The 23,969-nt window shown below is 40.4% G+C and carries 26 protein-coding genes; 9 read left to right on the forward strand and 17 right to left on the reverse strand.

Going from position 1 to position 23,969, the window contains the following annotated elements:
- Positions 1-7: 7 nt before the first annotated feature.
- Positions 8-1,213, reverse strand: coding sequence for a polymer-forming cytoskeletal protein (locus tag WCW66_04595; GenBank protein ID MFA6391997.1), 1,206 nt, complete (start codon positions 1,211-1,213; stop codon positions 8-10).
- A 216-nt stretch (positions 1,214-1,429) separates the two neighbouring features.
- Here WCW66_04595 and glyA point away from each other — a divergent pair, with 216 nt between their 5' ends.
- Both glyA and WCW66_04605 read left to right on the forward strand, forming a co-directional pair.
- Positions 1,430-2,725, forward strand: a complete 1,296-nt coding sequence (gene glyA / locus WCW66_04600) for a serine hydroxymethyltransferase (GenBank protein MFA6391998.1) — start codon at positions 1,430-1,432, stop codon at positions 2,723-2,725.
- A 156-nt stretch (positions 2,726-2,881) separates the two neighbouring features.
- Positions 2,882-3,706 carry a bifunctional 5,10-methylenetetrahydrofolate dehydrogenase/5,10-methenyltetrahydrofolate cyclohydrolase gene (locus tag WCW66_04605; GenBank protein ID MFA6391999.1) on the forward strand — a complete coding sequence of 275 codons (825 nt, stop codon included), beginning with the start codon at positions 2,882-2,884 and terminating at the stop codon, positions 3,704-3,706.
- On the opposite strand, the gene WCW66_04610 is transcribed toward WCW66_04605, so the two are convergent.
- The gene (locus tag WCW66_04610; protein MFA6392000.1) at positions 3,690-4,148 is read right to left on the reverse strand and encodes a putative toxin-antitoxin system toxin component, PIN family; all 459 of its coding nucleotides are present in this window, start codon (positions 4,146-4,148) and stop codon (positions 3,690-3,692) included. The two genes, WCW66_04605 and WCW66_04610, sit on opposite strands and share 17 nt — an antisense overlap.
- Positions 4,149-4,345: 197 nt before the next feature.
- Between WCW66_04610 and ychF the strand changes: the two genes are divergently transcribed.
- Both ychF and WCW66_04620 read left to right on the forward strand, forming a co-directional pair.
- Positions 4,346-5,410, forward strand: coding sequence for a redox-regulated ATPase YchF (gene ychF, locus WCW66_04615; protein ID MFA6392001.1), 1,065 nt, complete (start codon positions 4,346-4,348; stop codon positions 5,408-5,410).
- A gap of 446 nt (positions 5,411-5,856) precedes the next feature.
- The gene (locus WCW66_04620) at positions 5,857-6,213 is read left to right on the forward strand and encodes a hypothetical protein (protein ID MFA6392002.1); all 357 of its coding nucleotides are present in this window, start codon (positions 5,857-5,859) and stop codon (positions 6,211-6,213) included.
- Positions 6,214-6,786: 573 nt separating this feature from the next.
- Here the strand turns inward: WCW66_04620 and WCW66_04625 are convergent.
- The 11 genes from WCW66_04625 to WCW66_04675 form a co-directional block, all read right to left on the reverse strand.
- Positions 6,787-7,503 carry a hypothetical protein gene (locus WCW66_04625; GenBank protein ID MFA6392003.1) on the reverse strand — a complete coding sequence of 239 codons (717 nt, stop codon included), beginning with the start codon at positions 7,501-7,503 and terminating at the stop codon, positions 6,787-6,789.
- A gap of 264 nt (positions 7,504-7,767) precedes the next feature.
- On the reverse strand, positions 7,768-7,992 hold the full coding sequence (locus tag WCW66_04630; protein MFA6392004.1) for a hypothetical protein: 225 nt from the start codon (positions 7,990-7,992) through the stop codon (positions 7,768-7,770).
- A gap of 32 nt (positions 7,993-8,024) precedes the next feature.
- Entirely contained in the window at positions 8,025-9,227 is a 1,203-nt protein-coding gene (locus tag WCW66_04635) for a PEP-utilizing enzyme (protein ID MFA6392005.1), read from the reverse strand.
- A 334-nt stretch (positions 9,228-9,561) separates the two neighbouring features.
- A complete protein-coding gene (locus WCW66_04640) occupies positions 9,562-10,575 on the reverse strand; it encodes a hypothetical protein (GenBank protein ID MFA6392006.1) in 1,014 nt (337 codons plus the stop codon).
- 160 nt (positions 10,576-10,735) lie between these two features.
- The gene (locus WCW66_04645; protein MFA6392007.1) at positions 10,736-11,056 is read right to left on the reverse strand and encodes a hypothetical protein; all 321 of its coding nucleotides are present in this window, start codon (positions 11,054-11,056) and stop codon (positions 10,736-10,738) included.
- A gap of 891 nt (positions 11,057-11,947) precedes the next feature.
- Positions 11,948-12,091: a hypothetical protein gene (locus WCW66_04650; protein MFA6392008.1), complete on the reverse strand. Its 144-nt coding sequence runs from the start codon at positions 12,089-12,091 to the stop codon at positions 11,948-11,950.
- Positions 12,072-12,419, reverse strand: a complete 348-nt coding sequence (locus WCW66_04655) for a hypothetical protein (protein MFA6392009.1) — start codon at positions 12,417-12,419, stop codon at positions 12,072-12,074. Before WCW66_04655 ends, WCW66_04650 begins: the two co-directional genes overlap by 20 nt.
- 220 nt (positions 12,420-12,639) lie before the next feature.
- Positions 12,640-13,023, reverse strand: coding sequence for an HAD-IA family hydrolase (locus WCW66_04660; GenBank protein MFA6392010.1), 384 nt, complete (start codon positions 13,021-13,023; stop codon positions 12,640-12,642).
- Between the two features lie 18 nt (positions 13,024-13,041).
- Entirely contained in the window at positions 13,042-13,614 is a 573-nt protein-coding gene (locus tag WCW66_04665) for an AAA family ATPase (protein MFA6392011.1), read from the reverse strand.
- A gap of 9 nt (positions 13,615-13,623) precedes the next feature.
- Positions 13,624-14,106 (reverse strand): hypothetical protein, encoded by a 483-nt coding sequence (locus WCW66_04670; protein ID MFA6392012.1) that lies wholly within the window; start codon positions 14,104-14,106, stop codon positions 13,624-13,626.
- The gene (locus WCW66_04675; GenBank protein ID MFA6392013.1) at positions 14,103-14,513 is read right to left on the reverse strand and encodes a hypothetical protein; all 411 of its coding nucleotides are present in this window, start codon (positions 14,511-14,513) and stop codon (positions 14,103-14,105) included. Before WCW66_04675 ends, WCW66_04670 begins: the two co-directional genes overlap by 4 nt.
- A gap of 260 nt (positions 14,514-14,773) precedes the next feature.
- On the opposite strand from WCW66_04675, the gene WCW66_04680 reads away from it, so the two are divergent.
- The gene (locus tag WCW66_04680) at positions 14,774-15,247 is read left to right on the forward strand and encodes a hypothetical protein (GenBank protein ID MFA6392014.1); all 474 of its coding nucleotides are present in this window, start codon (positions 14,774-14,776) and stop codon (positions 15,245-15,247) included.
- A 201-nt stretch (positions 15,248-15,448) separates the two neighbouring features.
- Here the strand turns inward: WCW66_04680 and WCW66_04685 are convergent, their stop codons facing one another.
- The 4 genes from WCW66_04685 to WCW66_04700 all read right to left on the reverse strand — a co-directional run bounded on the left by WCW66_04685 (position 15,449) and on the right by WCW66_04700 (position 18,122).
- Positions 15,449-15,619 carry a hypothetical protein gene (locus WCW66_04685; GenBank protein ID MFA6392015.1) on the reverse strand — a complete coding sequence of 57 codons (171 nt, stop codon included), beginning with the start codon at positions 15,617-15,619 and terminating at the stop codon, positions 15,449-15,451.
- A 99-nt stretch (positions 15,620-15,718) separates the two neighbouring features.
- Positions 15,719-16,132 (reverse strand): hypothetical protein, encoded by a 414-nt coding sequence (locus WCW66_04690; protein ID MFA6392016.1) that lies wholly within the window; start codon positions 16,130-16,132, stop codon positions 15,719-15,721.
- A gap of 135 nt (positions 16,133-16,267) precedes the next feature.
- Positions 16,268-16,873 (reverse strand): hypothetical protein, encoded by a 606-nt coding sequence (locus WCW66_04695; GenBank protein ID MFA6392017.1) that lies wholly within the window; start codon positions 16,871-16,873, stop codon positions 16,268-16,270.
- Between the two features lie 19 nt (positions 16,874-16,892).
- The gene (locus WCW66_04700) at positions 16,893-18,122 is read right to left on the reverse strand and encodes a methyltransferase domain-containing protein (GenBank protein MFA6392018.1); all 1,230 of its coding nucleotides are present in this window, start codon (positions 18,120-18,122) and stop codon (positions 16,893-16,895) included.
- 110 nt (positions 18,123-18,232) lie between these two features.
- Between WCW66_04700 and uvrA the strand changes: the two genes are divergently transcribed.
- The 4 genes from uvrA (at position 18,233) to WCW66_04720 (ending at position 23,963) form a co-directional block, all read left to right on the forward strand.
- Positions 18,233-21,106: an excinuclease ABC subunit UvrA gene (uvrA, locus tag WCW66_04705; protein ID MFA6392019.1), complete on the forward strand. Its 2,874-nt coding sequence runs from the start codon at positions 18,233-18,235 to the stop codon at positions 21,104-21,106.
- A gap of 91 nt (positions 21,107-21,197) precedes the next feature.
- The gene (locus tag WCW66_04710; protein ID MFA6392020.1) at positions 21,198-22,163 is read left to right on the forward strand and encodes a hypothetical protein; all 966 of its coding nucleotides are present in this window, start codon (positions 21,198-21,200) and stop codon (positions 22,161-22,163) included.
- Positions 22,164-22,168: 5 nt separating this feature from the next.
- A complete protein-coding gene (locus WCW66_04715) occupies positions 22,169-23,488 on the forward strand; it encodes an O-antigen ligase family protein (protein ID MFA6392021.1) in 1,320 nt (439 codons plus the stop codon).
- Between the two features lie 178 nt (positions 23,489-23,666).
- Entirely contained in the window at positions 23,667-23,963 is a 297-nt protein-coding gene (locus tag WCW66_04720) for a co-chaperone GroES (protein ID MFA6392022.1), read from the forward strand.
- Positions 23,964-23,969 lie beyond the last annotated feature (6 nt).

Raw genomic sequence — 23,969 nt, forward strand, 5'->3', positions numbered from 1 at the left:
TTACTGATTATTTATTGCTTTCTGCTAAGTATTGCTTTTTGGTTTCGATGATTGCCCCGAATGCCCAAATTGCTGTCAGTATATTGATGAACCATCCGATTATCGGGATAGAAGTGATTACATAAACAAATGTAACGCCGATAATCATGGCGAGTAATAAAGAAAATGATTTGTCTTTTTTCTTCTTACCTTTAATATTCAGCAGCGCCCAACGGCCGATAAACAGTCCGACAAATATTTTACTGACGTATAATAGAATCATATAGATGACCATTACGATTATGGACAGCGGTATCCCGATAACAGTAAACAGCAGTATAAAGCATGCAATCGGAACTGTAATAACCAGTACTATCCCCCAGCCGAAACTTTTCAACGGCTCGGTTTGCATATAGTCTATTACTCTTACACTGCCTTTTTTCAGCATTGAAATAATAATCAAACCCACGATGAACAAACCGAAGATGCTGGTGATTTTAAAGAATGCCCCAGTTATTCCCGCGAGTTTAAAAAAGTCACTTTTATTGATCGGTTCTATGATTGATTCTTTTTGAATTATTTCTCCGCCGACTACAGCCAGATCGGAAACATTCGGCTTATTTATACTTGAGTAGGAAAGATTACCGGCAATGTTTGCTTTTTCGGTCAAAGTGATATTTCCATTTTCATCATTGGTATAAATATTCGCATTGCCACCGATTTTTGCGGCAATATAACTGGTGCTCGCTCCTCCGTCCACATGTCCGCCTACAGTGCCTTTCAGATTCATAGTTTCTGCGCCATACACCAGGCTCCAGCCGATTGAATTGGTCGGAGAAGTTGAAAAAGACTGGGCAAGCACATTGGTGTTTTTTCCGATTACCGCGTCTAGATTTACTGTGCTGCCGGCAACTCGGACATTCCCCATTACTTCGCCTTTGATGTTAATCGTGTTTCCCGCGGCAATCACATCACCCTGCACTACAGAATTAATAGTGATAGTAGTCCCGGCTACGATTATGTCGCCGTTAACCGGACCGTTGATTTCAATGTTTTCTCCAAAGCCGACAAAATTGTCATTAATTGTCTGATCCGAACCGATATAAATGTCTTTTTGGGTAAACATTTGCGTATCGGTAAATGCGGCAAGAGAAGTTTGGGGCTGGCTGAAAATAATACCCAAACTGGCTATAAAAACGACCGCAATTATAGAAAACCTTGTTCCACGTTTCATATTATAATATTAATGATTATACTCGCAATTATTGTAGCATTTTTCATTGGATTTATAAAGAGATCCAGGGGTGTTTGAATAATGTTTATAGATGTGCTAGCCTGGTAAGACAAACATGATCTAATTTTTCAACAATTTTCCATAAACCTTCGCCTTATCTGCGCGCGGGTTTTATTTATTGCATTTTTAAGATATTATTCAAGTGAAAGGAAAAATATGAATACAAATGATTTAAGGGAAACAGACAAAATAGTCGCAGAAACACTGGAAAAAGAGCTCAACCGTCAACGCAACGGAATAGAGCTGATTGCTTCGGAGAATTTTGTCTCCCAAGCAGTGATGCGGGCTCTAGGCAGTATCGGCACTAATAAGTACTCGGAAGGGTATCCCAATAAGAGATACTATGGCGGTTGTAAATATGTGGATGAAATAGAAAGCCTGGCGATTGAGCGGGCGAAAAAGTTATTTAATGTTGATCATGCCAATGTACAACCCTACTCCGGTTCGCCGGCCAACCTGGCGGTTTATTACGCATTGTTGAAACCGGGCGATACTGTCTTGGGCGCCAAACTCTCCTTCGGCGGACACATGACCCACGGCTTGAAGGTAAATTTTTCCGGCACGATCTATAACTCGGTTAATTATACTTCCGATCAGAACGGCTATCTGGATTTTGATGAAATCCGCAGTCTGGCCAAGGAGCATAAACCTAAACTGATGATTGCCGGTTTCACTGCCTACCCCAGAATTATTGACTGGGATAAATTCCGGGAGATTGCGGACGAAGTCGGTGCGTTTTTGCTGGCGGACATTTCCCATATTGCCGGACTGATCATCGGCGGACAGCATCCTTCGCCGACCAGAATCGCGGATGTTACCATGACCACTTCACATAAAACTTTGCGTGGACCGAGAGGAGCGATGATTCTATCCAACGGCACAGTTTCCAATTCCAACAAACCGGTGGAGCTGACCAAGGAAAATATCCCGACGCTGATTGACCGGGCTATTATCCCTGGTCTGCAGGGCGGACCGCATAACCATACGACAGCGGCGATTGCCGTCGCGCTCAAAGAAGCGATGCAGCCGGATTTCAAGGAATACGCGAAGCAGATTGTGTTGAATGCGAAAGCTTTGGCCAAATCTTTAATGGATGAAGGTATGGAACTGGTGACCGGCGGAACGGACAACCACTTGATGCTGGTTGACCTGACTAAAACGGGTATCACCGGCAAGGAAGCCGAAGTGGCGCTGGGAGAAGCCGAGATCTTTGTAAACAAAAATACCGTTCCCCACGATCTGCGCAAACCAACTGATCCGTCCGGCATCCGTCTGGGCACTCCGGCACTAACTACCCGCGGACTCAAAGAAAAAGACATGGAAATGATCGGACAGTTGATTGCTAAGGTGATAAAAAATGCTAACGATTCATCAGTGAAGGACGAAATAAAAAAACAGGTGAAGGAACTGATGGATGAATATCCTTTGTATGAAGGTTTGAGTTATATCTAAAAAGTAAATTCGAAATTACAATTCCTAAATACGAAATAATATTCAAATTACAATAATTAAAACAACATACTCTTTAATTCTAGAGTATGTAAAATAAAAAATTGTAATTTGTGATTTATTTAGAAATTAGAATTTTGATCTTAGGATTTGAAGCATATGGTAAAAATTATCAACGGCCGGAAACTGGCAGTCAGTATTCGCCGGAATCTGAAAAGAAAAATTGCAAAATCAAATATCCAGCCCGGACTGGCTGCTATTTTGGTCGGCAATGACCCGGCGTCGGAAACTTATGTCGGACTAAAGGAAAAAGCTTCCGCCGAGGTCGGTATCTATTTTGAAAAATATCTGTTTCCTGCCAAAACTGCGCAGACAGCCATTATTCAAAAAGTAAAAGAACTGAATCGGGATAAAAAAATTCACGGAATTCTAGTGCAGTTACCACTGCCCGGTCGGTTGAATGAAAACAAAGTAATCCAGGCGATTGATGTCAGGAAAGATGCGGACGGGTTTCACGCGGAAAATGTAAAATTATTTCTGAGAGGGAAATCCATTATACAACCCGGCCTGCCATATGGGATTGTAGTGCTTTTGGTAAGTACTCATATTTCACTGAAAAATAAACACGCACATATTCTGGCGAAGAGCCCGATCTTCATCGGCCCTTTGAAAAAGATGCTGGAAGAAAAAGGGGTTAAGGTTACTTCAGGAAGAAAGATTATATCAGCAAAGGATGCGGACATTGTAATTAGTGCTTTGGGGAAACCGCATTTTGTCCGAGCAAAACACATTAAAAAAGGCGTGATCATTATTGATGTCGGATACAATCGGAAAGGAAAAAAAGTTGTCGGTGATGTACATCCTTCGGTAATAAAAAAAGCCGGCTATCTTTCGCCGGTGCCGGGTGGGGTGGGTCCGATGACGGTCGCTTTGCTTCTGGAAAATACGTACCAGCTGGCAAAGCATATCAGGCGCCATTCATAATCCCTTTGACCCAATCCTTCCACTCACCGTTATTGTCATCTTCTGCTTGAAAGTGACGCCAAAATTCTTGTGGCTTCACCATTTTTATATTTTTGTATTCGCCAAGGAACAGAAGATCATTGTCTTCCGTCACAATGAATCCGGCCTTTCCATCGACCGCCGCTTCAATCAGTTTATTATCTTCCTTGTCCCATTTCACTACATTCACCCTGGTTTTGTGCGGGATGTGCTTTGATTTTCTGTAGAAATCCTCCAGTATCTCAAGATAGGCTTTTTCCCTGATCAATTCCCTTGATTTCTGTCTGTTTTCCTTCAGCAGGGAACGGTTAAAGACCGCCTGAAGCTTCATTTGCCGGCAGGCTTCAATAATCCGGAAGGAGTAGCTGGATTCGTCCTGCACCCCGGTGATTAATACGTTCGTGTCTAAAACTATTCTGATCATGGTGTTATTCTATAGGTCTTGTTACAAGTTAGCAAATATCTGGTATGATTGGGTGGTAAATGGTAATCGGCAATTCGTAATTGGTAATTGTATTCTAATATCCATGTTACAATAATATGACTATTTACCAATTATAGCCGCGAATTAATTCGCGGCTAACCCTTACCCCTAAAACCTAATTCCTAACAACAACCACCATGTCCTTCTCTATCGGAATCGTTGGTCTGCCGAATGTCGGAAAATCAACCCTATTTATCGCTTTAACCAAAAAACAGGTAGATGCGTCTAACTATCCTTTTTGTACGATCGAACCGAATGTTGGAGTAGTGGCAGTGCCGGATGATCGACTGGATAAACTAACTAAAATCTACAATTCAGAAAAAACTATTCATACAACCATAGAGTTTGTTGATATTGCCGGACTTGTAAAAGGTGCGGCTAAGGGCGAAGGTTTAGGTAATAAATTTTTGGCGCATATCCGGGAAGTGGATGCGATTGTGGAAGTAGTACGTGATTTCAAAAACGACGACATTATTCATGTGAACGGAAAAATCGATCCGGAAGAGGATGTCGCGACCATTAATCTGGAACTGATTCTGGCTGATCTGGAAACTGTGAGTAAGCGGTTAGGACCACTCGAAAAACAAACCAAAGCATCAAAAGACAAGGACCTGTTAAAAAACGTAGAGGTACTGCAGAACCTGAAAAAGATTTTGGAAAGTGAACAGTTCGCTATAAGTATGGAAGTGAATAAAGAGGATATTAAGTATGTTAAGGAATTGAGCCTTTTAACCTATAAGCCGGTGCTATATGTCTATAATGTTTCGGAAGACGAGATCAATACCCTGCGGGACAACCGCAAAACACCCAATCTGGCTATTTGTGCCAAACTGGAAGCGGAACTGGCGACACTGCCCGAAGATGAAGTGAAAGAATACCTGGCGGAGATGAAAATAGAACAGACCGGACTAGAAAAACTAATTGTGGAATCATATAAAATGCTGGGGCTGGTTACCTTCCTGACCGCCGGTCCCAAAGAAACCCGCGCCTGGACAGTGAAAAAGGGAACGCTGGCTCCCCAGGCGGCCGGGGTAATCCATACCGATTTTGAAAAAGGCTTTGTCCGCGCGGAAGTGACCAACTGGCAGGATCTGGTGGAACAAGGCGGAGAACAGGGAGCGAAAGAAAAGGGCCTAATGCATCTGGAAGGCAAAGAATACGAGGTAAAAGACGGGGACACGATCTATTTCCGAATTGCCTAGTTGCTTTACTCGTCTAAAGTATGATAATATAAAAACAGGGTCACTAATGAGTCACTTCTTCTGAGGAGTCGGCATGGACGACGACACAACCAAGCGAACATCTGCTCCGCACAAGAAGAGGTATGTCCCTCCCCCCGCAACCAAGAACGGTCTGTTGACCAGAAAGGGGGCCATCGTGCTCCAGTCCCGCAGGGAAGCTCCCCGTACGAGGAAGTTCATGGTTGCCGAGTCAGCTATAAGCTAGAGAGGGGGTGATCATATCTCTCTCAAGGGTAGGCGAGAGCCTAAATCTAACCCTTGGGAGTACGAAGGGAGGTGATCCCGTCAGATCGTTTTCATGACCACAGGTCGTGTTTCAATACTCATGCGCCGAGGCTTATCTGGGAGGGAAGCTTCGGCATTTTTTCTAAATAAATAAAATTTACGGACCACAAAGCGTGGTTTTTTTGATTAAAAATCCAAATATTTTATTGAGATTCAAAGCGATAGATATTGACAATCTGATGGTTCTTGCTAATATATTGGACTGGTCGCACATTCACAGTAAAACGAGTGGAGGAGGTGATGCAATGTCACCCAACGATGAGCATGAGTTGAATTCTCACATCTTCAAGGCCAAGTCCATGCAGGAACTCTATAGTCGCATGGGAGCCTGGCGGAAGATACGCAGGAGAACCTTTCTCTTTATCAGCATCGAACAAAACGGTGATATGTTCCGTGCTATCGCACTGACCGATCCGAGTGAGGTGGTAAATACCAGCATGGATGGTAATAGCCATGCCGATGTCACCGAACTCAAATAATTGGGCACTAGATAAGAGGATCTATCTACACGGCAATAGACCCTCTTTTTTCTTTGCAAAAAATTTGCCAGCATTATTAATAATCACATATTTGGCCACTGCAATGTGGTTTTTTGATATCCGTTCAACAAAGAGATCTTATAAATTAGACAAAAATATGGATATTGACTAGTATGAAAATAGCTTTCGTCTTTCCTTACCGGATTGCAAAGTGTGGTCAGCAGACGAGGAGGTGAGCGGAGTGAATCTCAGCACCTTCACCAGAATGGCAATGGGCCCTGCCCGTGATGATGCGGTTGCTGCGGCATATCGTCAACTCTGGCGCTCGGCTGATCGGGATGCGGCATTAGACGTACTACACTTCCACCGGCATATGCTGGGATGGCAGCTCTTCATCGAAGATTCCGTTCCCGTTCGGGAAAAGGCAAAACGACCCGCCTAAAGAGGTCGTTTTTTTAAAATGTTTTTTTGACGGCAATATCAAATAAATCACAAATGATTCTGTTACTTAACTAAAAATCTTAGCCACGCTAGGATTTTTAGTATTCACGATAGTGAAGATGCATTGATATTTTATTGAGGGAAACTAATATTTACGACATCATTTTTGTAATAGAAGTCGATCCAACGGCCACTATAGCTTGATTGTATTGGAGAATTATTTAAAGTCAATTTATACCAAATATCTTGTTGTTCTGATTGGTAGGTAAGATAAAAATTTGATTTGAATGGATTATTCAAAGTTAGTATTCTTTCTACATCTTCTGTACATGCTTCTCGTTGTCCGCCATCACCACAAAATGCGTCATAGCTTTGTGTTATTTGTATTTCTCCAACTTTTCTATTAGCTAAATAAGCTCGGGCATAAAATTTGCCAGTTAATTGGTCACCATTGCTATCTTCTGTTAAATCAACCTCTAGGGATATTTTTATTTGATCACAGTTATTACCATATTGTGAACATATAGGCGACATATACTCATTTACTTGAACTGTTTCCCCGGCGATATATGATGAGTTATCTTGTATGTCAATATTGCCATTAGTGGTGGGTTGATTTACGTTTGTATTTACTACTTGGTTTGTGTTTGTATTAGCAGTATTATTTATATTTGAATTTAAAGATGTGTTAGCGTTTACAATAACTGAATTTGTATTTGTGGTAATCGTGTTTGTATTTTCAGTATCACTCTGAGATACAAAATACCATATTAAACCACCACCGATCAAAACGGCCACTGCTATTATGGAAACCATTAATACTGGTGCAATTCCTCTTTTATTTATCATACTTGTTGATATTAATTTTAATTTCTTACTTATCAAATTATATCACAGACAAAATGCGATGTCTTGTCATAAACAAAAAAATGCATCAAAAAAAGTTCGGTTTAATATCTGTCAATTCGGGGTTAGTTCTTATGACTGTCTGCAGAGCAAGCTCTGCACCTACATTGTATTTTGAATGAAATATTACATTTTGGTGTAGGTGGCGAGTTTGCCAGATGCAGTTATTCGCAACTGCACGGGCTTGCTCGCCTAACTATTATTCAGCTAATGTTTGCGTGTACTCTTATATTTTTCTATACGATAAATTAATATATACGCAATAAAAATTGGAATGAATAATTTAAATGAGAGATAATATCTAAAACTAAAAACATCATGCAAGAAATCGCCAATAACGTCACCTAATAAAACGATAAATCCCGCAGTTAAACCAATACGCAATTCACTTATAATAGTTGATTTCTCTGAATCAAATTTTGATTTATCCATTTTTTTGAAAAAGTAATACACTTAATTTGTAGCTATTTACTTTTCTTTTTAATAATTTTTATTATACCTTTATTTGCGTTAACTTCTACTAAATCACCGTCATTTAAAACACTGGTTGCTATTTTAGTTCCGATAACGCATGGTTTTTTTAATTCTCTGGCAATGATCGCCGCGTGGCAAGTTAACCCTCCATCATCAGTAATAATAGCGCTTGAGTTAAAAATAGCCGGCATGTATTTGGGGCTGGTCATGCCTGCAACTAGAATATCGCCTTTTTTTACTTTCCCAACTTCGCTGGCATTGTGTATGATTTTTACTGTCCCGGTAACCATGCCGGTTGATGCTATAGTGCCTTTGATAGAATTGCCGGGCACATTTCTTAATGGCTGGTTGCTGTTTTTGAAAACATTTTCTCTTTGCTTGCGTGCTTCTTTACCTAAATAATACTGTTTTACCCCCACAGATCCGGGTGAGGCAAAGGCTGCACAAAATTTTTGTTTTTTTTGGGTGTATTGCGGAGTGATTTTATTTTTCTCATTTAACAACTTATTTAATTCATCGTCCCATAAATATTGAACATCTGTTTTTGTTAGTCCTGCCCGTTTTGAGACCTCTTGATAAAAATTACTGAAGCAATAATGGATATAGTCATCTGTTACGTTTCTCAAATCTTTGGTATAAGAAATCATTTCCAGTGCGTAAAAAACTTGTTTTTCTTTTTCCTTAAATTTGCAAATTTTGCGAATTTCTTTTTTTGTCGGTAGCTTTGATTGTATGTAATCCCTTGATTGCAGTAATTCTTTTACAGCCGTTTTATAATTTAAGGCAGGTCCTGTGTAATTAAAACCAACCCAGCAGTATTTATTGATAAATCTTTTTATTTCCGCATAAAGCTCCGGATGGTTGCTCATTAGAAATTTTTCACTTCTGTACCCACTCAAAAATTTCTTATATTTTTTTGATAATTTTGCAATAACTTTTTCCTTCTCTTGGTAAATAGTTGTGTCATCCGGGACAATAAGGATACCTAATGCCTGGTCGGGGGAAATATTTATTTTATTGAGCGCCGCACTATATTTATTGATAATTGTTTTAGCGTCACTTTGTAATACAGGAGTACACCATGTTATAAATCCATAAATGTATGATAGGACATATTTATTGACGGAATTGGTGTATATTTTTAAAATTTGCTTGTTATTAAATTTTTTCCAATGTTCATTGTCGAATGCCATAGCCGAAATTTTTGCATCATGGCATTTCCGTTTTAATTTTATTAAATGCTTATTGAGTTTAGATTTTGAATATAATATTTCAGTCGCCCGCTTAATAGCTAAACGATATTCTTTTCCGTGGAGATAAAATTCTACATTGTTATCATACCAAAAACATGCAGACGGAATGCCTGCACCGTAAATTTTTTCATTTTCTTTGCTCAGGGCGCTAAATTTTATCTTATACCAAACAGGCAAAGGAGGTATGTCAGGTCTTTTAGTTAGTAAAAACCATTCAGTATTAACCGCCTCATTAATTAATCGGTCGATTTTGGAGGTTTTGATCAAAATATTTTTATTCTTGCTTTGTGATTTCGTTTGCGCCGAAATCAATATCTAGTTGTTCTAACCGTGAACGATCTATATAAACACTTCCATTAACATTTCTTCCCGTTTCAAATATTACCGGAATTTTTTCAGGGATATTGTCGGGGTCTGTGCCAATGTCCAAATAAATAGATTCTGCCGGTTGGATATATCCGCCTAAATCATCGGAATCCATTTTATCAATACCGTATATTTCCTCGCCATCTGGTTTAACGAGTATGCCGGCATCTTTTAACAGTGACTCGGCAAACATCCCGTGGGTAGTAATATTAATTACCACATCTTTTTTTAGTGGGGTATCTTTTCTTTTTTTTGAGTACCGGGCTAATAATTTTTCTTTACTGACCAGTTGATGAGACAAACCGGCGGCCATTTTTTTTACGGCATCAGGATTATCTAGCACACTTTCAAAACCAATTTTTTGATGTTTTTGTCTGATCGGTGCAATTTGCTTTTGAATTTCTTTTGGTAGTTTTTCTATATCTACCATGAGTTCACCATTGGAATTGGCTTTGGTTAAAGTACCGCTTGTGTCTTCGTTCAAAACGGAGTTTATTAACTGTGCCAATTCCGGGTATTCTGCATTAATTTCATCTAAAGTAGCTTCTTCAATCATTAACTTAGCATCTTTAATAACTGACGGATCAAGCACGTCATACTGAATCCCTTTAACCATCCTGGTTTTATAACGCTCTCCGGTCGCAGGAGATTTAACATCAGCTTCTATGCCGATATTTTCCGCCGTTTCGTATGTCCTACCGCTGGGATGATCGCTGGCGTAAGATTTTAATACCTCAACGTCTTTTAATGCTTCTCCTTTAGCTTTCGCGTGGGCGACACCCTCCGGGCTCAATTCGCCGGAAGGCATCCGTTCAGCGTGCCTTGTAATCATAATGTAATAGCGAGGTATTTTTTCAACTTCAATATTCGCGGACATTTCCGTTTGTGGTAGTCCTGAAAAGGTATCTGGTGATTTGTTCATATATTTAGTATAAATTTATTTTACCATTCTAGTTTCTATTTGAATCATCTCTCTAATCATACCTCCAAATTACCCGAATAATCAATAGATCATACAGTGTTCAAGGCTGGTTTTGGTATATAAAAAAACCGCCATATTTCATGACGGGGAAGTCGTGGGACTAGATGCCCCAGGGACGATAGATGGGGGAGGATGGAAATGAACGTTTGTTGTTGAAACGATCTCCCGGGGAAGGGGGTGTGACCCTGTGTTCGTGCGGCTGGGGCGCGGGGTTTGCGTCCTTGCCGCAGGCGTTGGGGGATTCGCGGATGATTTCCGCACCGTACTTGTCGTAGAGCACGCCGTGATCCCAATGCCACGGCGTCGGATGCTTCGCGACGAAGGTGGGCGAATTGGCCCACTTGCGGCGGAAGTTCTTCCGCCGACGCTGTGCCTGCCGGTCGCGAAGCAGTTCGGCATTGGGGTTTTTGCGTCTGGGCATTTCTCTTCCCTCCGGTTACCGGAAACACAAAAACGACTGGGGAAGGACTTGTTTATCCTAGCTCCGGCTATTTTTCTTGTCAATAAAAAATGCACCAAACCACAGGGTCCGATGCGGAGGTACTATTTAGTCTGCATCACGGCGGATGAGACGGCGGAAGGGATTGCCTCTTTTTCGCGGAGGCATGCAGGGGATCGGTGGACCGCGATAACCATATAGTCGCCGGTAGGCTCGTTCCTCAAACTTGCGAGCAACTATGATGAACCTGCTGGAAGCCACATTGCGCTTTTCCATTAGCCACCCTCCTTTCCGGGAAAAGCTCCAATCCAAAAGCACCGGTATTATCTTATTCCCTATATGTTTTTTGTCAATTATAAGGAACCAGGTTGTTCAGTAAATATCGGGATAGTTTTTACTACAGCTTATTGAATGACAGCAGAGCAAGCTCTGCGCCTACATTGTATTTTGAATGAAATATTACATTATTTTGGTGTAGGTGGCGAGCTTGCTCGCCTGATTATTATTTCCCTACTCATTCATATTTATTAGTTTAATTTCTTGGTTATCTTTAATAATAAAAAATGCACCAAACCACGGGGTTCGGTGCGGGCGCTGATTCCATGTCAATCAAGTGATGTGTCTAGTCGTACCAGTCCGCGCGTGCCTCCCGCGCGTAGGTCTCCCAGCGCATGCGCTCGAACCATCTTGCCGCCCCGTTGTAGGCGGGGCATTCCTCATTACAGGATTTCCGACGGCAGTACGGACACATGTGGTTCCCTCCAGAGTGATTGAGGTGGATGGACCAGCTTATCCCAGTATAAGGTAGATAATTATTTAGTCAAATAAAAAAGACCGTCATTACGGACAAGTCCTTTTCTTTATTCGAAAGCACTATCCTTTAAAACCTATCCTTTGATACCAATGCGGTTTTGATACTGCATCCGGACGCAAAGACTGATCTGCTTCGCTGGAAGTTATGGTGATCGGGTTGTTGCCGAAGTTTATTCCTATACTATTATTCTTCCATAAGCTCATAAACTCTATCAGCTGCTTTACCGCTGATATGAAATTCTGTATCGCCGACATAGAAAGTAAAGCCTAGTTTTTCGGGGTCAGAAGTGGGAGATGTTTGGAAATTAGTAATCTCAAAATCTCCTGATTGCAAACTGTCTAGGTCAGCTTTTTTTGGAGCACTAATATCGAAATCAAAACCATAATGGTTACTCAATCGTTCCGGGAACATGGCAAATTCTTCAGTGAGAAATTTTGTTATTGCTGATTTAAATCTCTTCTCATGAACTTCGTTGGTTTCTTGAGATGGGGTGTCTTGAGATGGGGTGGAACCTACTGAACTTTCTTTCATGATAGTACTATTAGATTATTTAATATTTTTTGTATCTCAGGATAAACTGTCTAAAACAATTTTGGTTATTTCGTACACTGTTATTATGCGAAATTACTCTTTAATTCTACCCCAAATATTCTTTATAATCAAATGCATTGCATTGAATTATGAATTAAAAAGTGCACCAAATTGATGCTTGGTTTTTCATTTATTCAAACAAAATTTTGTACAAACTAATCTACAAATTATCATTTAGGAATTTTTTCAATGACGAAATATCTCTGGTGTCTTTATCGTAATGGTATGTATTAATCCCGATTGATTGAGCGCTTTCTACCGCTTCTTCATTATGCTCAAAATAAATAACATCTTTTGCATTAAAATTAAAATGTTCCAGCATTGTCTCGTAGTATTTAGGATCGGTTTTTTCCGGATTGTGTTTCAGTGTAAATACTTCATAGGGCATTTTATCCAGGCCGAATATTTTCATCTGCTCGTCATCGGCGCCGGTTAAAATAATTTTCCTGTTCGGATATTGCTCGAGCAGATCGTGCATCGGTTCGTAGATACCCTCGTTCTTAATTACAAACGCATTGACCGCGTCTACTAAGATTGTTTTCATGACTTTTTAGTTTAAAGATTATGTGGTGGCAATATTAGTTGATGATTTAATAGCATTAAATAATTTATTATAGTCAATATCATTAAAATCAGTAGTGTCAATGTCAAATAGTTCACCACCAATATCAATTGATTCAATTCTTCCTGTTGATAATATTTTTTTCCATTCCACTAAATTTTGATTATCAATATGTCCAGGATGCCTCTCGCTAGATTCAGAACGTCTTTTAAATCTGTCAAAAAGTATTTTTCCGTCCGTGATACATCTGATTTGAAATGGAAAAAAATGGTATTCATTTTTTAGCTCTGTTAATTTTTGATTTGCAAATTTTGGATCAAAGTTTGTTTCAATAATTAATGAACTATTAGTCTTTAACAGCGATTCAGTAATATAATAAAGTAAATCGTAACTTACGCTACCAATTTTTTTAGACCATTTTAGATCAGACCAGCCCAAACTATCAAAAAGTAATTCTTTAATGTCATCTTTACTGATAAAAGGCAAACATAGCTCTTTAGATAATTTTTTGCCCAAAGTCGTTTTTCCCGTTCCAGGGAGCCCTGTAATTATTATAAGCGTTGTTTTTGGCATTTTTATAGTTTATGCCTTAGTTTTATTATCTATTGCAGAAATCAGCCGGGGGATTGACTGATTAATATAATCAACTATTTCAATCATTCTGCCGGGGATTTTTTCATCTGTGCCGGGCGGGGAAATCCGGATGGAAGATTTTTCATTATTGCACAGTTCATTGAAAAGCGGGGCAGTAACATTAAAATATTTTTTTAAATATTCCTGGTGGTTATCAGCCATCGCGATTACAACATCTCTTTTATCAAGTAGTCCTTTAGTCACTTGAGTTCTCTTGTGTCCAGATGTATCAATTCCCATTTCCATTAGTTTTTTCAAATGCTCCTGACTAAAAAAACTGGTATTGCTGTCTGCGTCTGTTCCGCAGGAAGATACTTCAATATCAAACCGGTTGTTTTTGGACAGCCAGTCTTTCAGCAAGTATTCGGCAATCAGGCTCCGGCCGAAATTATCACTGCACACAAATAATACTTTTATTGTCTTATCTTTCATGACGATAGATTATTTTCAACGAGATTTTTTATCTGGTCTCTTATTTTTCGATGAAATGCTAAGTCAGTACCCGCTGCATCTTCAATATCCCAAAAAGTCACTTTTCCTGAGCCAAGCAGGTAATCAGGTAGATTTCCCTTTTCATCCATAACAATTATTTTATTAGCCACTTTTGCCAGTTCAGGCGTTAATTGCTTTCTGGTTTGTTTTGACAAATCAAATCCAACTTCACGCATTACATCTATTACATATTCATGAATGATTGTACCAGCCCGTTGGCCCACCTGGCTACCGGCATCCATAACGAATAATTCCGGCTTTATTTTTTTCAAAAAAGCGGCGGCCATTTGACTCCGGCCGGTATTTGATTTGCAAATGAATAATACTTTTATTGTCTTATCTTTCATAATTACAAACGTATATATAATGTAATAGTAACATTATAGAATTACAGTGGCAATTGAGGAAACAGCTTTTTTTAAAGCTGTTTTCTCTGCATCAGTGGTGTTGTGTGATGTCGAATTTTCTTAAGACAAGATTATTATTTAGGGGAATTTTTTGGGCTAATCTAGTGGTTGACAAGATTATATACTTATGATACACTACTCCGTTGACCAAAAAAAATGGTCAACTCATCAGGCCCTTGCGTAAAACAAGAAGGGAAGAAATGGAAAAAACGCTGACTTTCCAAAACAGCTTGTTCTGGAACAAGCTGGGTAAGTACCAGGTGCTAGCGGTTGTTTTGGTCTTGGCTGTTTTCTTCATCACCTTGCAAGTTGGTGATAAGGAGAGGGCCTTCACCGCCTGCGCCATTGCCGCTTTAGCCTTCACCGTCTTTGCCTTATTTTTCGCAGGCACCTTTGCGGCATTCGCGGCTTTCAGCAGCGCCGCCTGTGCCCCCTTCATATGCGCCGTCTACTTTGCCGTCTATCCCTGTGCCCCTCTCCTCAGTGCCGAATTCCGCGCCCGCGGCATCTTCGTCTTCAGCGCTCTCATAGCCTTCGTTTCCTTCATCGCCGACGTCATAGTCTGTGCTGATGGCATGGAGCGGTATAATGAAGCCAGAAAGGAAGCCGTTTGGCTTTCTTTGATAACGGAGTCAGTAGTCGTTCTTCTTCTTCTCATGTTGCTGGCACACTAGCTGGCAACACCCCCAAGAGATCCGGGTCAGAATAGGATCTTTTTTATATATTAAATTTTTTCGCTAAAAGGAAAATTCGATTTTATACAACAGACAAGCGTATGCGACGTTGGGAGTGAACAGGGTGGTAATACAGCAATGAAGATTATATAAATTCTCTGTTTTTGCGAAGTTTTTTAAGAAATTTGATGACCTAAATCCTTATTTTTTAATACCCTTATATTTTTTACCTTTTTCTAATTGATTGGCAATCCTCAGATTTTTTGCTAATTCGTTAATCATTTTATTTAAGCTGATCTGAATTTTTTGTATTGCCTCAATATCCCTTTTTGCCATCTGCAAATAATTTGGTTTTTTTGTAGTCTTTTTCATAGTCACATTGTTAACTGATTAAAATACTAAAATATTTCTCAAATATTTAATACAAATTACGCTCCAGTTCGGCAATAAATATTTCTAACCTTTTACAATTTATTCGCGTTTATTCAATTCGTCTGCTAAAGCCTGTTCAAGCTCACCTAATTTCCAAGCGAGTGTTCCGCTAGGATTTTCTTTTGGGTTTGCAGCAGGGTTTTTGAATTCGAAATCGGTGCTTTCTAAAATTCTATCTATCCTTGCCATCTCAACCGCATCTGTTCTTCTGCCTTGCTCCTGAAAGAATCTAGCCAAGTTCTCTAATATATTCTGTTTAGCAACTGGCCAAGTCGCATTAATATCTCTATCATGGAGTACATGAAAAAGTTCTCTAGGCCGCACTCTAAAGAAAAAGAAAACGCTCTTTTTTTCTTGATCTGGCGACTTTGTCTCTTCCTGCTCTGGCTCTGGAGTATTTTGATCAGGTGGCTTTTGACCGGGTATGACCATACCACTTTCTGATGGGCTCATAAATTTTTTGTTAATATTAAACTCATTTATATTTTATCACAAATAAAGATCAGCTTTCGACGTTTCTAAGATTTTATCTGCTCGAAAACGAATATTTCTCTCATCACTCTTTGATCCGGGCTAGGATTATAAATTTTATGGATTGCGAAGTTTTTGTACCCAATCCAGTCTTTTCCTGGTTTCGTTTTCTTTTTGCGCTTTTTTATCTTCCATTCTTTTTTTAATTGTGCCTGGTGTCGGTGCTAATATTCCCAGTGGATCTTTTTTACTGGCACTTAGAGTTTCTATTTCGGTATCAATTCTATTTTCCTCTTTTGTTTTAATATTATCAAGATAAAGAGCAATGCTATCATAATTTGTACCACTATCAAGATTATCAAGTAAAGATTTCAATTCATCAAATTCACGTTGTGTTTTTTGCATTACAATTTCAGCGACACCGGGAACTTTAAATTTTTCAGCCAGTTCACTAGTTCCCGGTTGCAAAGTTCTTGGTCTTGGGATTTCCCCCTTTTGCCGAGGTTTAGTCAATTCAAATGCATCATTTTGTAAATTAATATCCTGTAGTAGGGAGGTTAATTTATCTGTAAGTTCTTGGCGAATTTCAGTTTTTGTTGTTAATGGCAGTTCAGGAACAACACTTTCAATTTCTGGACTTATTGTTTCTGTAATTTGTGTTTCTTCTTCTGGTGGGGTGTCATGGTTACCAGTATTTGCTCTATTGAATCCAATTTCTCTCATAGTTTTTATATTAATAATATTATCTAGCTAGTTCAAACACAAATATTTCCCGCATTACTTTCTGGTCCGGGCGGGAATACAGATATCCACCCCGGGAGCTTGCGTCGGTGTACTTTTTTATTTGAAAACCCAGCTTGCTGATTTCTTCCAGGATCGGCAGATAATATTCTTTATTATCTTTCCTCATCACCGGGAAAATGATTACAATTTTTCCATCCTCTTTGATCAAGTTTCGAAAATTACGGAAGGATTCTATATAGAGTTTCGACAGTTCTTTGATATTTTCCTCGAGTTGCATTACTGATTCACTGCCCCGAAGCGGTGGTCCAAGGAAAGGTTCGGCTACAATCGCATCTATTTTGGTTTTTAATATTTTTGGCAATTCGCGTATGTCGCTTTGGAATACTTGGTAATTTTTTTCGGATAAATTTAATTCCGATGCAACCCATTTTAAATTATTAGTGGTATCGCTGATTGCTCTGGGGCTGATGTCGGAGCCGATTACTTTTTTTATGCCCAAAAGGAGAGCCTCTTGCAAAATTGTGCCCGATCCGCAGAAAGGATCCAGTAGTATCCCGTCCGGTTTAATTTGTGACAGGTTCACCATGATTCGGGCGACCTTCGGTGGGAGCATGCCGGAACGCGGGTCGGCGCTCGGCCGGCCGTAATCGAATTTGCCGAAAGATTTGTAATCCTGTACGGCGATGGTTTTACCGATCAATATTTTGTCTTTTTCAAAAAAGATACAGAGATCTGCTCCGCGCTCGATCAGTTTGTTTTCGCCGACGATTACCGAGGAAAGTGTCTTGTCTTTGGCCGTCACGAAGCGGGCATTATGACCTTTTCTTTTCAGCCCCATCTTGATCTGAATACCGTTCCTGGTTACGTCTTTTTCAAAAGAGTTGGAATATGTTCCACCGGTTTTATACAGACTGAAACCGAACGTTATTTTCTGGTCGGTCTGTGGGAGGTATTTGTCGATTAACCGGTCAACAGTCAAAGTTTTGAAAATTTGTTTATTCCCTTCTGCTTCGTCGATAATTTTTCCGATTTTGATTGTTCCGCCTAAGCGGTCCATCAAATCTTTCATCTGAAATCCGTCATCGCCGAATATTTTAAAATCCAAAAAAAGGACATCATCAATCTGGCCAGTGATCCTGTACTCACCGGGCAATGTCGGTAATATTGACTCGATCTCCGCCCGTGAAAGACGTGGGGAACGGCCAAGAATAAAGAAATATTTGTGCATATCTGTATTATAGGACACATGTTGTTAATGGCAAACCCCCATATGCTTGACCTTAGATCAAAATGCCTGTATACTGTTATCCATTGATTAAATTTTAATAATATTCCAGTATGTCCGATTCAATCGTCGTAAAAGGCGCGCGCGTTAATAATCTGAAGAATATCGATATTACCATTCCCCGCGATCAGCTGGTCGTAATAACGGGGCTTTCTGGTTCCGGTAAATCTTCTCTGGCCTTTGATACGATTTATGCTGAAGGACAACGTCGTTATGTCGAAAGTCTGTCCGCCTATGCCAGGCAGTTTTTGGGTTTAATGGATAAGCCTGACGTGGATCAGATCACCGGGCTTTCTCCTGCTATTTCCATCGATCAGAAAACAGCATCACACAATCCGAGATCAACGGTCGGAACGGTAACAGAAATTTATGATTACCTCCGTTTACTTTACGCTCGTGCCGGCGTTCCCCATTGTCCAAAGTGCGGTAGGCTTGTAGTGAAGCAGAATGTTGATCAGATTGTTGAACATGTCCTGGACCTGCCGGCAAACACCAAAATCATGATCATGGCGCCGGTAATCAAAGATAAAAAGGGTGAACATAAGAAAACTCTGGAAGAGATCAGGAAGGTGGGTTATGTCCGGGTGCGTTTGGACGGAGAGATTTACAGCATAGAAGAAGCGGAAGATTTGGATATTGATAAACAAAAAAAACATAACCTGGATGTGGTGGTGGACCGCCTAGAGATGAACGCTTCCTTAAAAAAAGACCGGGCCCGTATTTCCGAATCGGTGGAAACCGCTTTGGATCTGGGTAACGGTGTCCTTTTGATTTCATTTGCTGATGAGAAAAAAGAAGATCTGATTTTCAGCCAGTATTTCGCCTGTGAAAATTGCGGTATTAATCTTTCCGAAATTGAACCGCGCAATTTTTCATTCAACAGCCCGCATGGCGCGTGTCCGGCCTGTACCGGACTCGGAACCAAACTGGATGTGGACCAAAATCTGATCATCCCCAATAAAAAACTATCAATCGCCGAGGGTGCTATCCGGCCCTGGAGCAGAACGTCCTCCAGTCAGACCTGGATGCACAGAATTCTGGAAGCCGTTGCCCATGAAAATAATTTTTCCATCAATGTTCCGGTCAAAGACATGAAAAAAGAGCATATGGATATTGTTTTATACGGTACCGGCAATAAGGGTTATGATGTGAATAATGACTATGGCACCGGTAAGGTGAAAGAATTTTGGACAACCTATGAAGGTGTGATTCCGAATCTGGAGCGGAGGTACAAAGAAACGGAATCGGATTACATGCGCTCCGAGATAGAAAGATACATGCGTATTCACAAATGCCCGGTCTGCAATGGCAGGCGGTTGAAGTTGGAAGCACTGTCTGTTATAGTCAGCGGAAAGTCGATTGCCCAGATAGTGGAAATGACAATTGACCAGGCGAGTGAATTTTTCAAAAAACTCAGTACTAAAGGCAAAGCCAATGATCCGGAAGCGCTTACCGAAAGACAGCAGAAAATTGCCAAACAGATTTTGAAGGAGGTCAGGGCCAGAATTCAATTCTTACAGAATGTCGGATTAGACTATTTGACACTGGACCGTTCGGCATCTTCGCTTTCCGGCGGAGAAGCTCAGCGCATCCGGCTGGCTACGCAAATCGGATCTTCACTGGTCGGTGTGGTTTATATATTGGATGAGCCGTCCATCGGATTGCATCAGCGTGATAATAATCGTTTGATTGAAACACTCAAAGAACTGCGTGATCTGGGTAATACGGTTTTGGTTGTAGAGCACGATAAAGACACGATCATGGCCGCTGACAATGTTATTGATATCGGACCGGGAGCGGGCGAGCACGGCGGAGAAGTAGTCGCACAGGGAACGGCGGAATTTGTCGCAAAATGCAAAAAGTCGTTGACCGGACAATATTTGTCTGGAGCAAAAGAAATTCCTTCTCCTAAGAAATACAGAAAAGGCAACGGTAAGAGTCTGGAGATTATTGGTGCCAGTGAATTTAACCTAAAGAATATTAATGTTTCTATTCCGCTCGGAAAATTTGTTTCCATTACCGGTGTTTCTGGATCGGGCAAATCCACTCTGATGACGGAAATTCTGGCGAAATCTCTTTCACACTATTTTTACCAGTCAAAGGATCTACCAGGCAAACACGAAGAGATCAAAGGAATTGAAAATCTGGATAAAATGATTAATATTGACCAGTCACCAATCGGACGAACGCCGAGATCTAATCCTGCAACATACACCGGAGTCTTTACTTATATCCGTGACTTGTTTACCAAGACTGCTGAAGCAAAGATCAGAGGTTACAAAGCCGGCAGGTTCAGTTTTAATGTTAAGGGTGGCCGCTGCGAAGCATGTCAGGGCGACGGCGTAAAAAGAATTGAAATGCATTTTCTGCCGGACGTATTTGTTGAATGCGAGGAGTGCCACGGCAAAAGGTATAACCAACAAGCATTGGAGATTCATTATAAAGGTAAAAATATTGCGGACATTCTTGGGATGACGGTGGAGGAGTCTTCAAAGTTTTTCAATAACATACCGGCGATCAAACAAAAAATTCAGACTCTGGAAGACGTCGGACTGGGATACATGAAGCTTGGTCAGAATGCCACGACACTTTCCGGCGGTGAGGCACAGCGCGTCAAACTTGCTACTGAACTTTCACGCCGATCGACCGGCAAAACTCTTTATATTCTGGATGAACCGACAACTGGCCTGCATTTTGAAGACGTAAAACTGTTACTCAGCGTTTTGAATCAGCTGGTAGATAAAGGCAATACGGTACTGATTATTGAACATAATGTGGATGTGATCAAATCTACGGACTGGATAATTGACCTCGGTCCGGAAGGCGGAGACAGGGGTGGTGAAGTGATTGCCGTCGGAACGCCTATGGATGTATCAAAGGTAAAAGCATCATATACCGGACTGTACCTGAAACAGGAATTGAAATAAATCATATCAAGGCCCGCCTCAATAATATGTCCATTCATATGAAGCGGGCTTTTTGATTGAGTTTTAGTAACCGTCGGGCTATAATCAACATATGCAGCAAAACAACTACACAGAACTGGAAAAGGCGATTATTGCAACTTTTTGTTACTTTGACTCCTTTGATTATCCGCTGACACTGATGGAAATAGAGAAGTGGTTATTTACCGAAGGCGGTGGCAAAAAATATGGTTTGGCGGATATTCTGGGAGTAATAGAGCAAAGTCCGGTCATCTCGAAAAAAATTGAATCCAGAAAAGGATTTTACTTTCTAAAAGGAAGAGAAAGCATCGTGGAAATCAGAAAACAGAGATACCGAATGGCGGAAGGAAAGATGAAAAGGGCGGTGCGGGTGGCGAAAGTATTGCGTTATATTCCTTTTGTAAATATGATCGCCGTCTGCAATAATCTGGCATACAGTAACGCAAGCTTACTTAGCGATATCGACGTATTTGTAATTCTGAAACGGAACCGCCTATGGCAGACCCGTTTTTTTGTTTCCGTAGTAACTCATTTGATGAGGATGAGAAGGCATCATCGCACAATCAGCAACCGGGTATGTTTAAGTTTTTACATCACGGATGAGCATTTGGATTTGGAGCAGTTAATGATCAAGCCTTTAGACCCGTATTTTATTTATTGGTATGGGCAGTTGGTTCCGATTTATGATCATCAGAATAGTTTTAATGATTTGGTTGAAGCAAATGAATGGATTAAGGAATTTCTGCCCAATTTGATAATCAACAAACCGGTTCTGCGCAGGAGTGTTAAAGATACAAAGTGGTCGCTCGCAGTCAAGCGGATGCAGGAGTCGATGCTGGGCGGATCGTTCGGTGATATTGTAGAAAAATTCCTGAAAAAAATTCAAAAAAGTAAAATGATCAGGAATAAATCGAGCAAGCTGTGGGAAAATAGCACTGCCGTGATTATTAAAGACAATATATTGAAATTCCATGAAAATGACCGTCGGAAACAGTACGCGGAAAGATTTATCAGTAAGCTTGATAGTGAGTTAAATTAAAAACGATGAGACAGAAAATTACAAAAATTCTGGAATGGGGGATCTATTTGTGGATTTTTTTACTTCCCTGGCAGACGCGTTTCATAATCGAGGAAGGTGTTTTGAACAGAGATTATTGGGAATACGGCACGGTGAGTTTATACGCAATTGATATCCTGCTGATTATCCTGGTTATTTTCCGCCTAATAACCGCCGGTGATAGAGAAAAGCAAAAAATACTACAGACCAACAAGTTCAGTGTCTGGTCTTTTGCCCTTGGCATGTTGGTTTTGTCATTCTTGTCGATTTACTGGGCACGCGATGCGTATGTTTCTATGTATGGAGTGGTAAAAATCGCTGAAGGAGTACTGCTCTATTGGCTGATCTCAACCAGCAAATTCAGTTTGAGTAAAGCCGGTATTGCCTTTGCTTCATCGGCAGTTTTACAAAGTGTGATTGGAGTTTTACAGTTCTCATTTCAAAAAACAATCAGTTCCAAATGGTTAGGTATGACTCTGCATGAATCATTTGTGTCAGGAACCAGTGTGGTAGAAACGGCAACCAATCGTTTTATGCGGGCCTATGGATCGTTTTCTCATCCGAATATTCTGGCCGGATTTTTGGTGATCGGATTCATCATTCTTTTGGGGATCTATCTTGAGAAAAAAGGAAATTTTTATAAACTGGTACCCGGATTGATTGCGATACTGATCGCCGGCCTGTTTGTATCATTCTCACGGGCCGGATGGCTTGCCTTGTTGCTTGCACTGATTTTTTTTCTGGTTGTATCCCTGCGCAAGTCAAAAAAGTGGAGAATAGAAATTGCAAAAGTGGTCGGCATTATTGTTGTGGTGTTTTTGATGTTTCTATTAATCTATCCGGAAACAGTATCTACGCGCATTGTGTCATCGTCCCGCCTGGAGCAAAAATCGTTTAATGACCGCGCTACTTATTTCCAGCAGGCAACGGAATTATTGGAAGAAAACTGGTTGCATGGAGTAGGTATCAACAGTTATACACTGGCGGTAAAAGATGCAATTGATTCCGGCCTTTCCGGGAAGGAATACCAGCCGGTGCACAATGTGTACATGCTTGTCTTCGTGGAGCTGGGTTTGTTCGGGTTGATAATCTTTTTGGCTTTGATTATTCAGGTGATCAGAAGCAGTTGGCTGGCAGTCAATCAACATATTATTCATCCCCGGGTTGTGACTTATTCATGCATTTTTGCTGTTATGCTTGTATTGTTCTTGTTTGACCATTATTTTTGGACCCTTTCTGTCGGGATAATGCTGTTTTGGCTGATGCTGGGATTGTGGCAGAAAGCGGTAGAAGAAGGCCGGGAATAATATCGATTTTTACTAAAATAATGCATTTGTTTAGTTTGTTTAACCACGAATAAAGTGGTTATATCTTACGGGGTTGACAACTATCCGTGATTTTTATAAAGTTATATGTACGAGTAATTAGCACTCTTCTATAAAGAGTGCTAAAAAGTCTAAAAATAATCATTAATTAGGAACAAATATGAAGTTAAAGCCACTAGGCGACCGTATTATCGTAAAACCGATAAAGGAAGAAGAAGTCACCGCATCCGGTATTATTCTTCCTGACACCGCCGAAAAAGAACAAAAGTCCGAAGGAGTAATCATCGCCTTAGGAGACGGAGACAGGATTAAAGAACTGGGGTTAAAAGAAGGTGACAAAGTTATCTTTGGAAAATATTCCGGCGAAGAATTCAAAGAAGGTGATGATGAGTATAAGATTTTATCTGTTGCTAAAGAAGAAGATAAAAGCGACGTATTTGCAATCTTTACAGAGTAATAATTA

This window comes from Patescibacteria group bacterium, from assembly GCA_041664365.1.
Lineage (GTDB): Bacteria > Patescibacteriota > Patescibacteriia > UM-FILTER-42-10 > UM-FILTER-42-10 > JAHJEX01.

Excerpts from the sequence above, each read along its gene's own strand:
- WCW66_04690 (MFA6392016.1), bottom strand. The coding sequence starts at position 16,132 with ATGAGCCCATCAGAAAGTGGTATGGTCATACCCGGTCAAAAGCCACCT.
- WCW66_04670 (MFA6392012.1), bottom strand. The coding sequence starts at position 14,106 with ATGAAAGATAAGACAATAAAAGTATTATTTGTGTGCAGTGATAATTTC.
- WCW66_04595 (MFA6391997.1), bottom strand. The coding sequence starts at position 1,213 with ATGAAACGTGGAACAAGGTTTTCTATAATTGCGGTCGTTTTTATAGCC.
- WCW66_04675 (MFA6392013.1), bottom strand. The coding sequence starts at position 14,513 with ATGAAAGATAAGACAATAAAAGTATTATTCATTTGCAAATCAAATACC.
- WCW66_04660 (MFA6392010.1), bottom strand. The coding sequence starts at position 13,023 with ATGAAAACAATCTTAGTAGACGCGGTCAATGCGTTTGTAATTAAGAAC.
- WCW66_04610 (MFA6392000.1), bottom strand. The coding sequence starts at position 4,148 with ATGATCAGAATAGTTTTAGACACGAACGTATTAATCACCGGGGTGCAG.
- WCW66_04655 (MFA6392009.1), bottom strand. The coding sequence starts at position 12,419 with ATGAAAGAAAGTTCAGTAGGTTCCACCCCATCTCAAGACACCCCATCT.
- WCW66_04635 (MFA6392005.1), bottom strand. The coding sequence starts at position 9,227 with ATGGCATTCGACAATGAACATTGGAAAAAATTTAATAACAAGCAAATT.
- WCW66_04605 (MFA6391999.1), top strand. The coding sequence starts at position 2,882 with ATGGTAAAAATTATCAACGGCCGGAAACTGGCAGTCAGTATTCGCCGG.
- WCW66_04685 (MFA6392015.1), bottom strand. The coding sequence starts at position 15,619 with ATGAAAAAGACTACAAAAAAACCAAATTATTTGCAGATGGCAAAAAGG.
- ychF (MFA6392001.1), top strand. The coding sequence starts at position 4,346 with ATGTCCTTCTCTATCGGAATCGTTGGTCTGCCGAATGTCGGAAAATCA.
- glyA (MFA6391998.1), top strand. The coding sequence starts at position 1,430 with ATGAATACAAATGATTTAAGGGAAACAGACAAAATAGTCGCAGAAACA.
- WCW66_04700 (MFA6392018.1), bottom strand. The coding sequence starts at position 18,122 with ATGCACAAATATTTCTTTATTCTTGGCCGTTCCCCACGTCTTTCACGG.
- WCW66_04625 (MFA6392003.1), bottom strand. The coding sequence starts at position 7,503 with ATGATAAATAAAAGAGGAATTGCACCAGTATTAATGGTTTCCATAATA.
- WCW66_04640 (MFA6392006.1), bottom strand. The coding sequence starts at position 10,575 with ATGAACAAATCACCAGATACCTTTTCAGGACTACCACAAACGGAAATG.
- uvrA (MFA6392019.1), top strand. The coding sequence starts at position 18,233 with ATGTCCGATTCAATCGTCGTAAAAGGCGCGCGCGTTAATAATCTGAAG.
- WCW66_04650 (MFA6392008.1), bottom strand. The coding sequence starts at position 12,091 with ATGAGCTTATGGAAGAATAATAGTATAGGAATAAACTTCGGCAACAAC.
- WCW66_04645 (MFA6392007.1), bottom strand. The coding sequence starts at position 11,056 with ATGCCCAGACGCAAAAACCCCAATGCCGAACTGCTTCGCGACCGGCAG.
- WCW66_04630 (MFA6392004.1), bottom strand. The coding sequence starts at position 7,992 with ATGGATAAATCAAAATTTGATTCAGAGAAATCAACTATTATAAGTGAA.
- WCW66_04710 (MFA6392020.1), top strand. The coding sequence starts at position 21,198 with ATGCAGCAAAACAACTACACAGAACTGGAAAAGGCGATTATTGCAACT.
- WCW66_04720 (MFA6392022.1), top strand. The coding sequence starts at position 23,667 with ATGAAGTTAAAGCCACTAGGCGACCGTATTATCGTAAAACCGATAAAG.
- WCW66_04680 (MFA6392014.1), top strand. The coding sequence starts at position 14,774 with ATGGAAAAAACGCTGACTTTCCAAAACAGCTTGTTCTGGAACAAGCTG.
- WCW66_04665 (MFA6392011.1), bottom strand. The coding sequence starts at position 13,614 with ATGCCAAAAACAACGCTTATAATAATTACAGGGCTCCCTGGAACGGGA.
- WCW66_04695 (MFA6392017.1), bottom strand. The coding sequence starts at position 16,873 with ATGAGAGAAATTGGATTCAATAGAGCAAATACTGGTAACCATGACACC.
- WCW66_04715 (MFA6392021.1), top strand. The coding sequence starts at position 22,169 with ATGAGACAGAAAATTACAAAAATTCTGGAATGGGGGATCTATTTGTGG.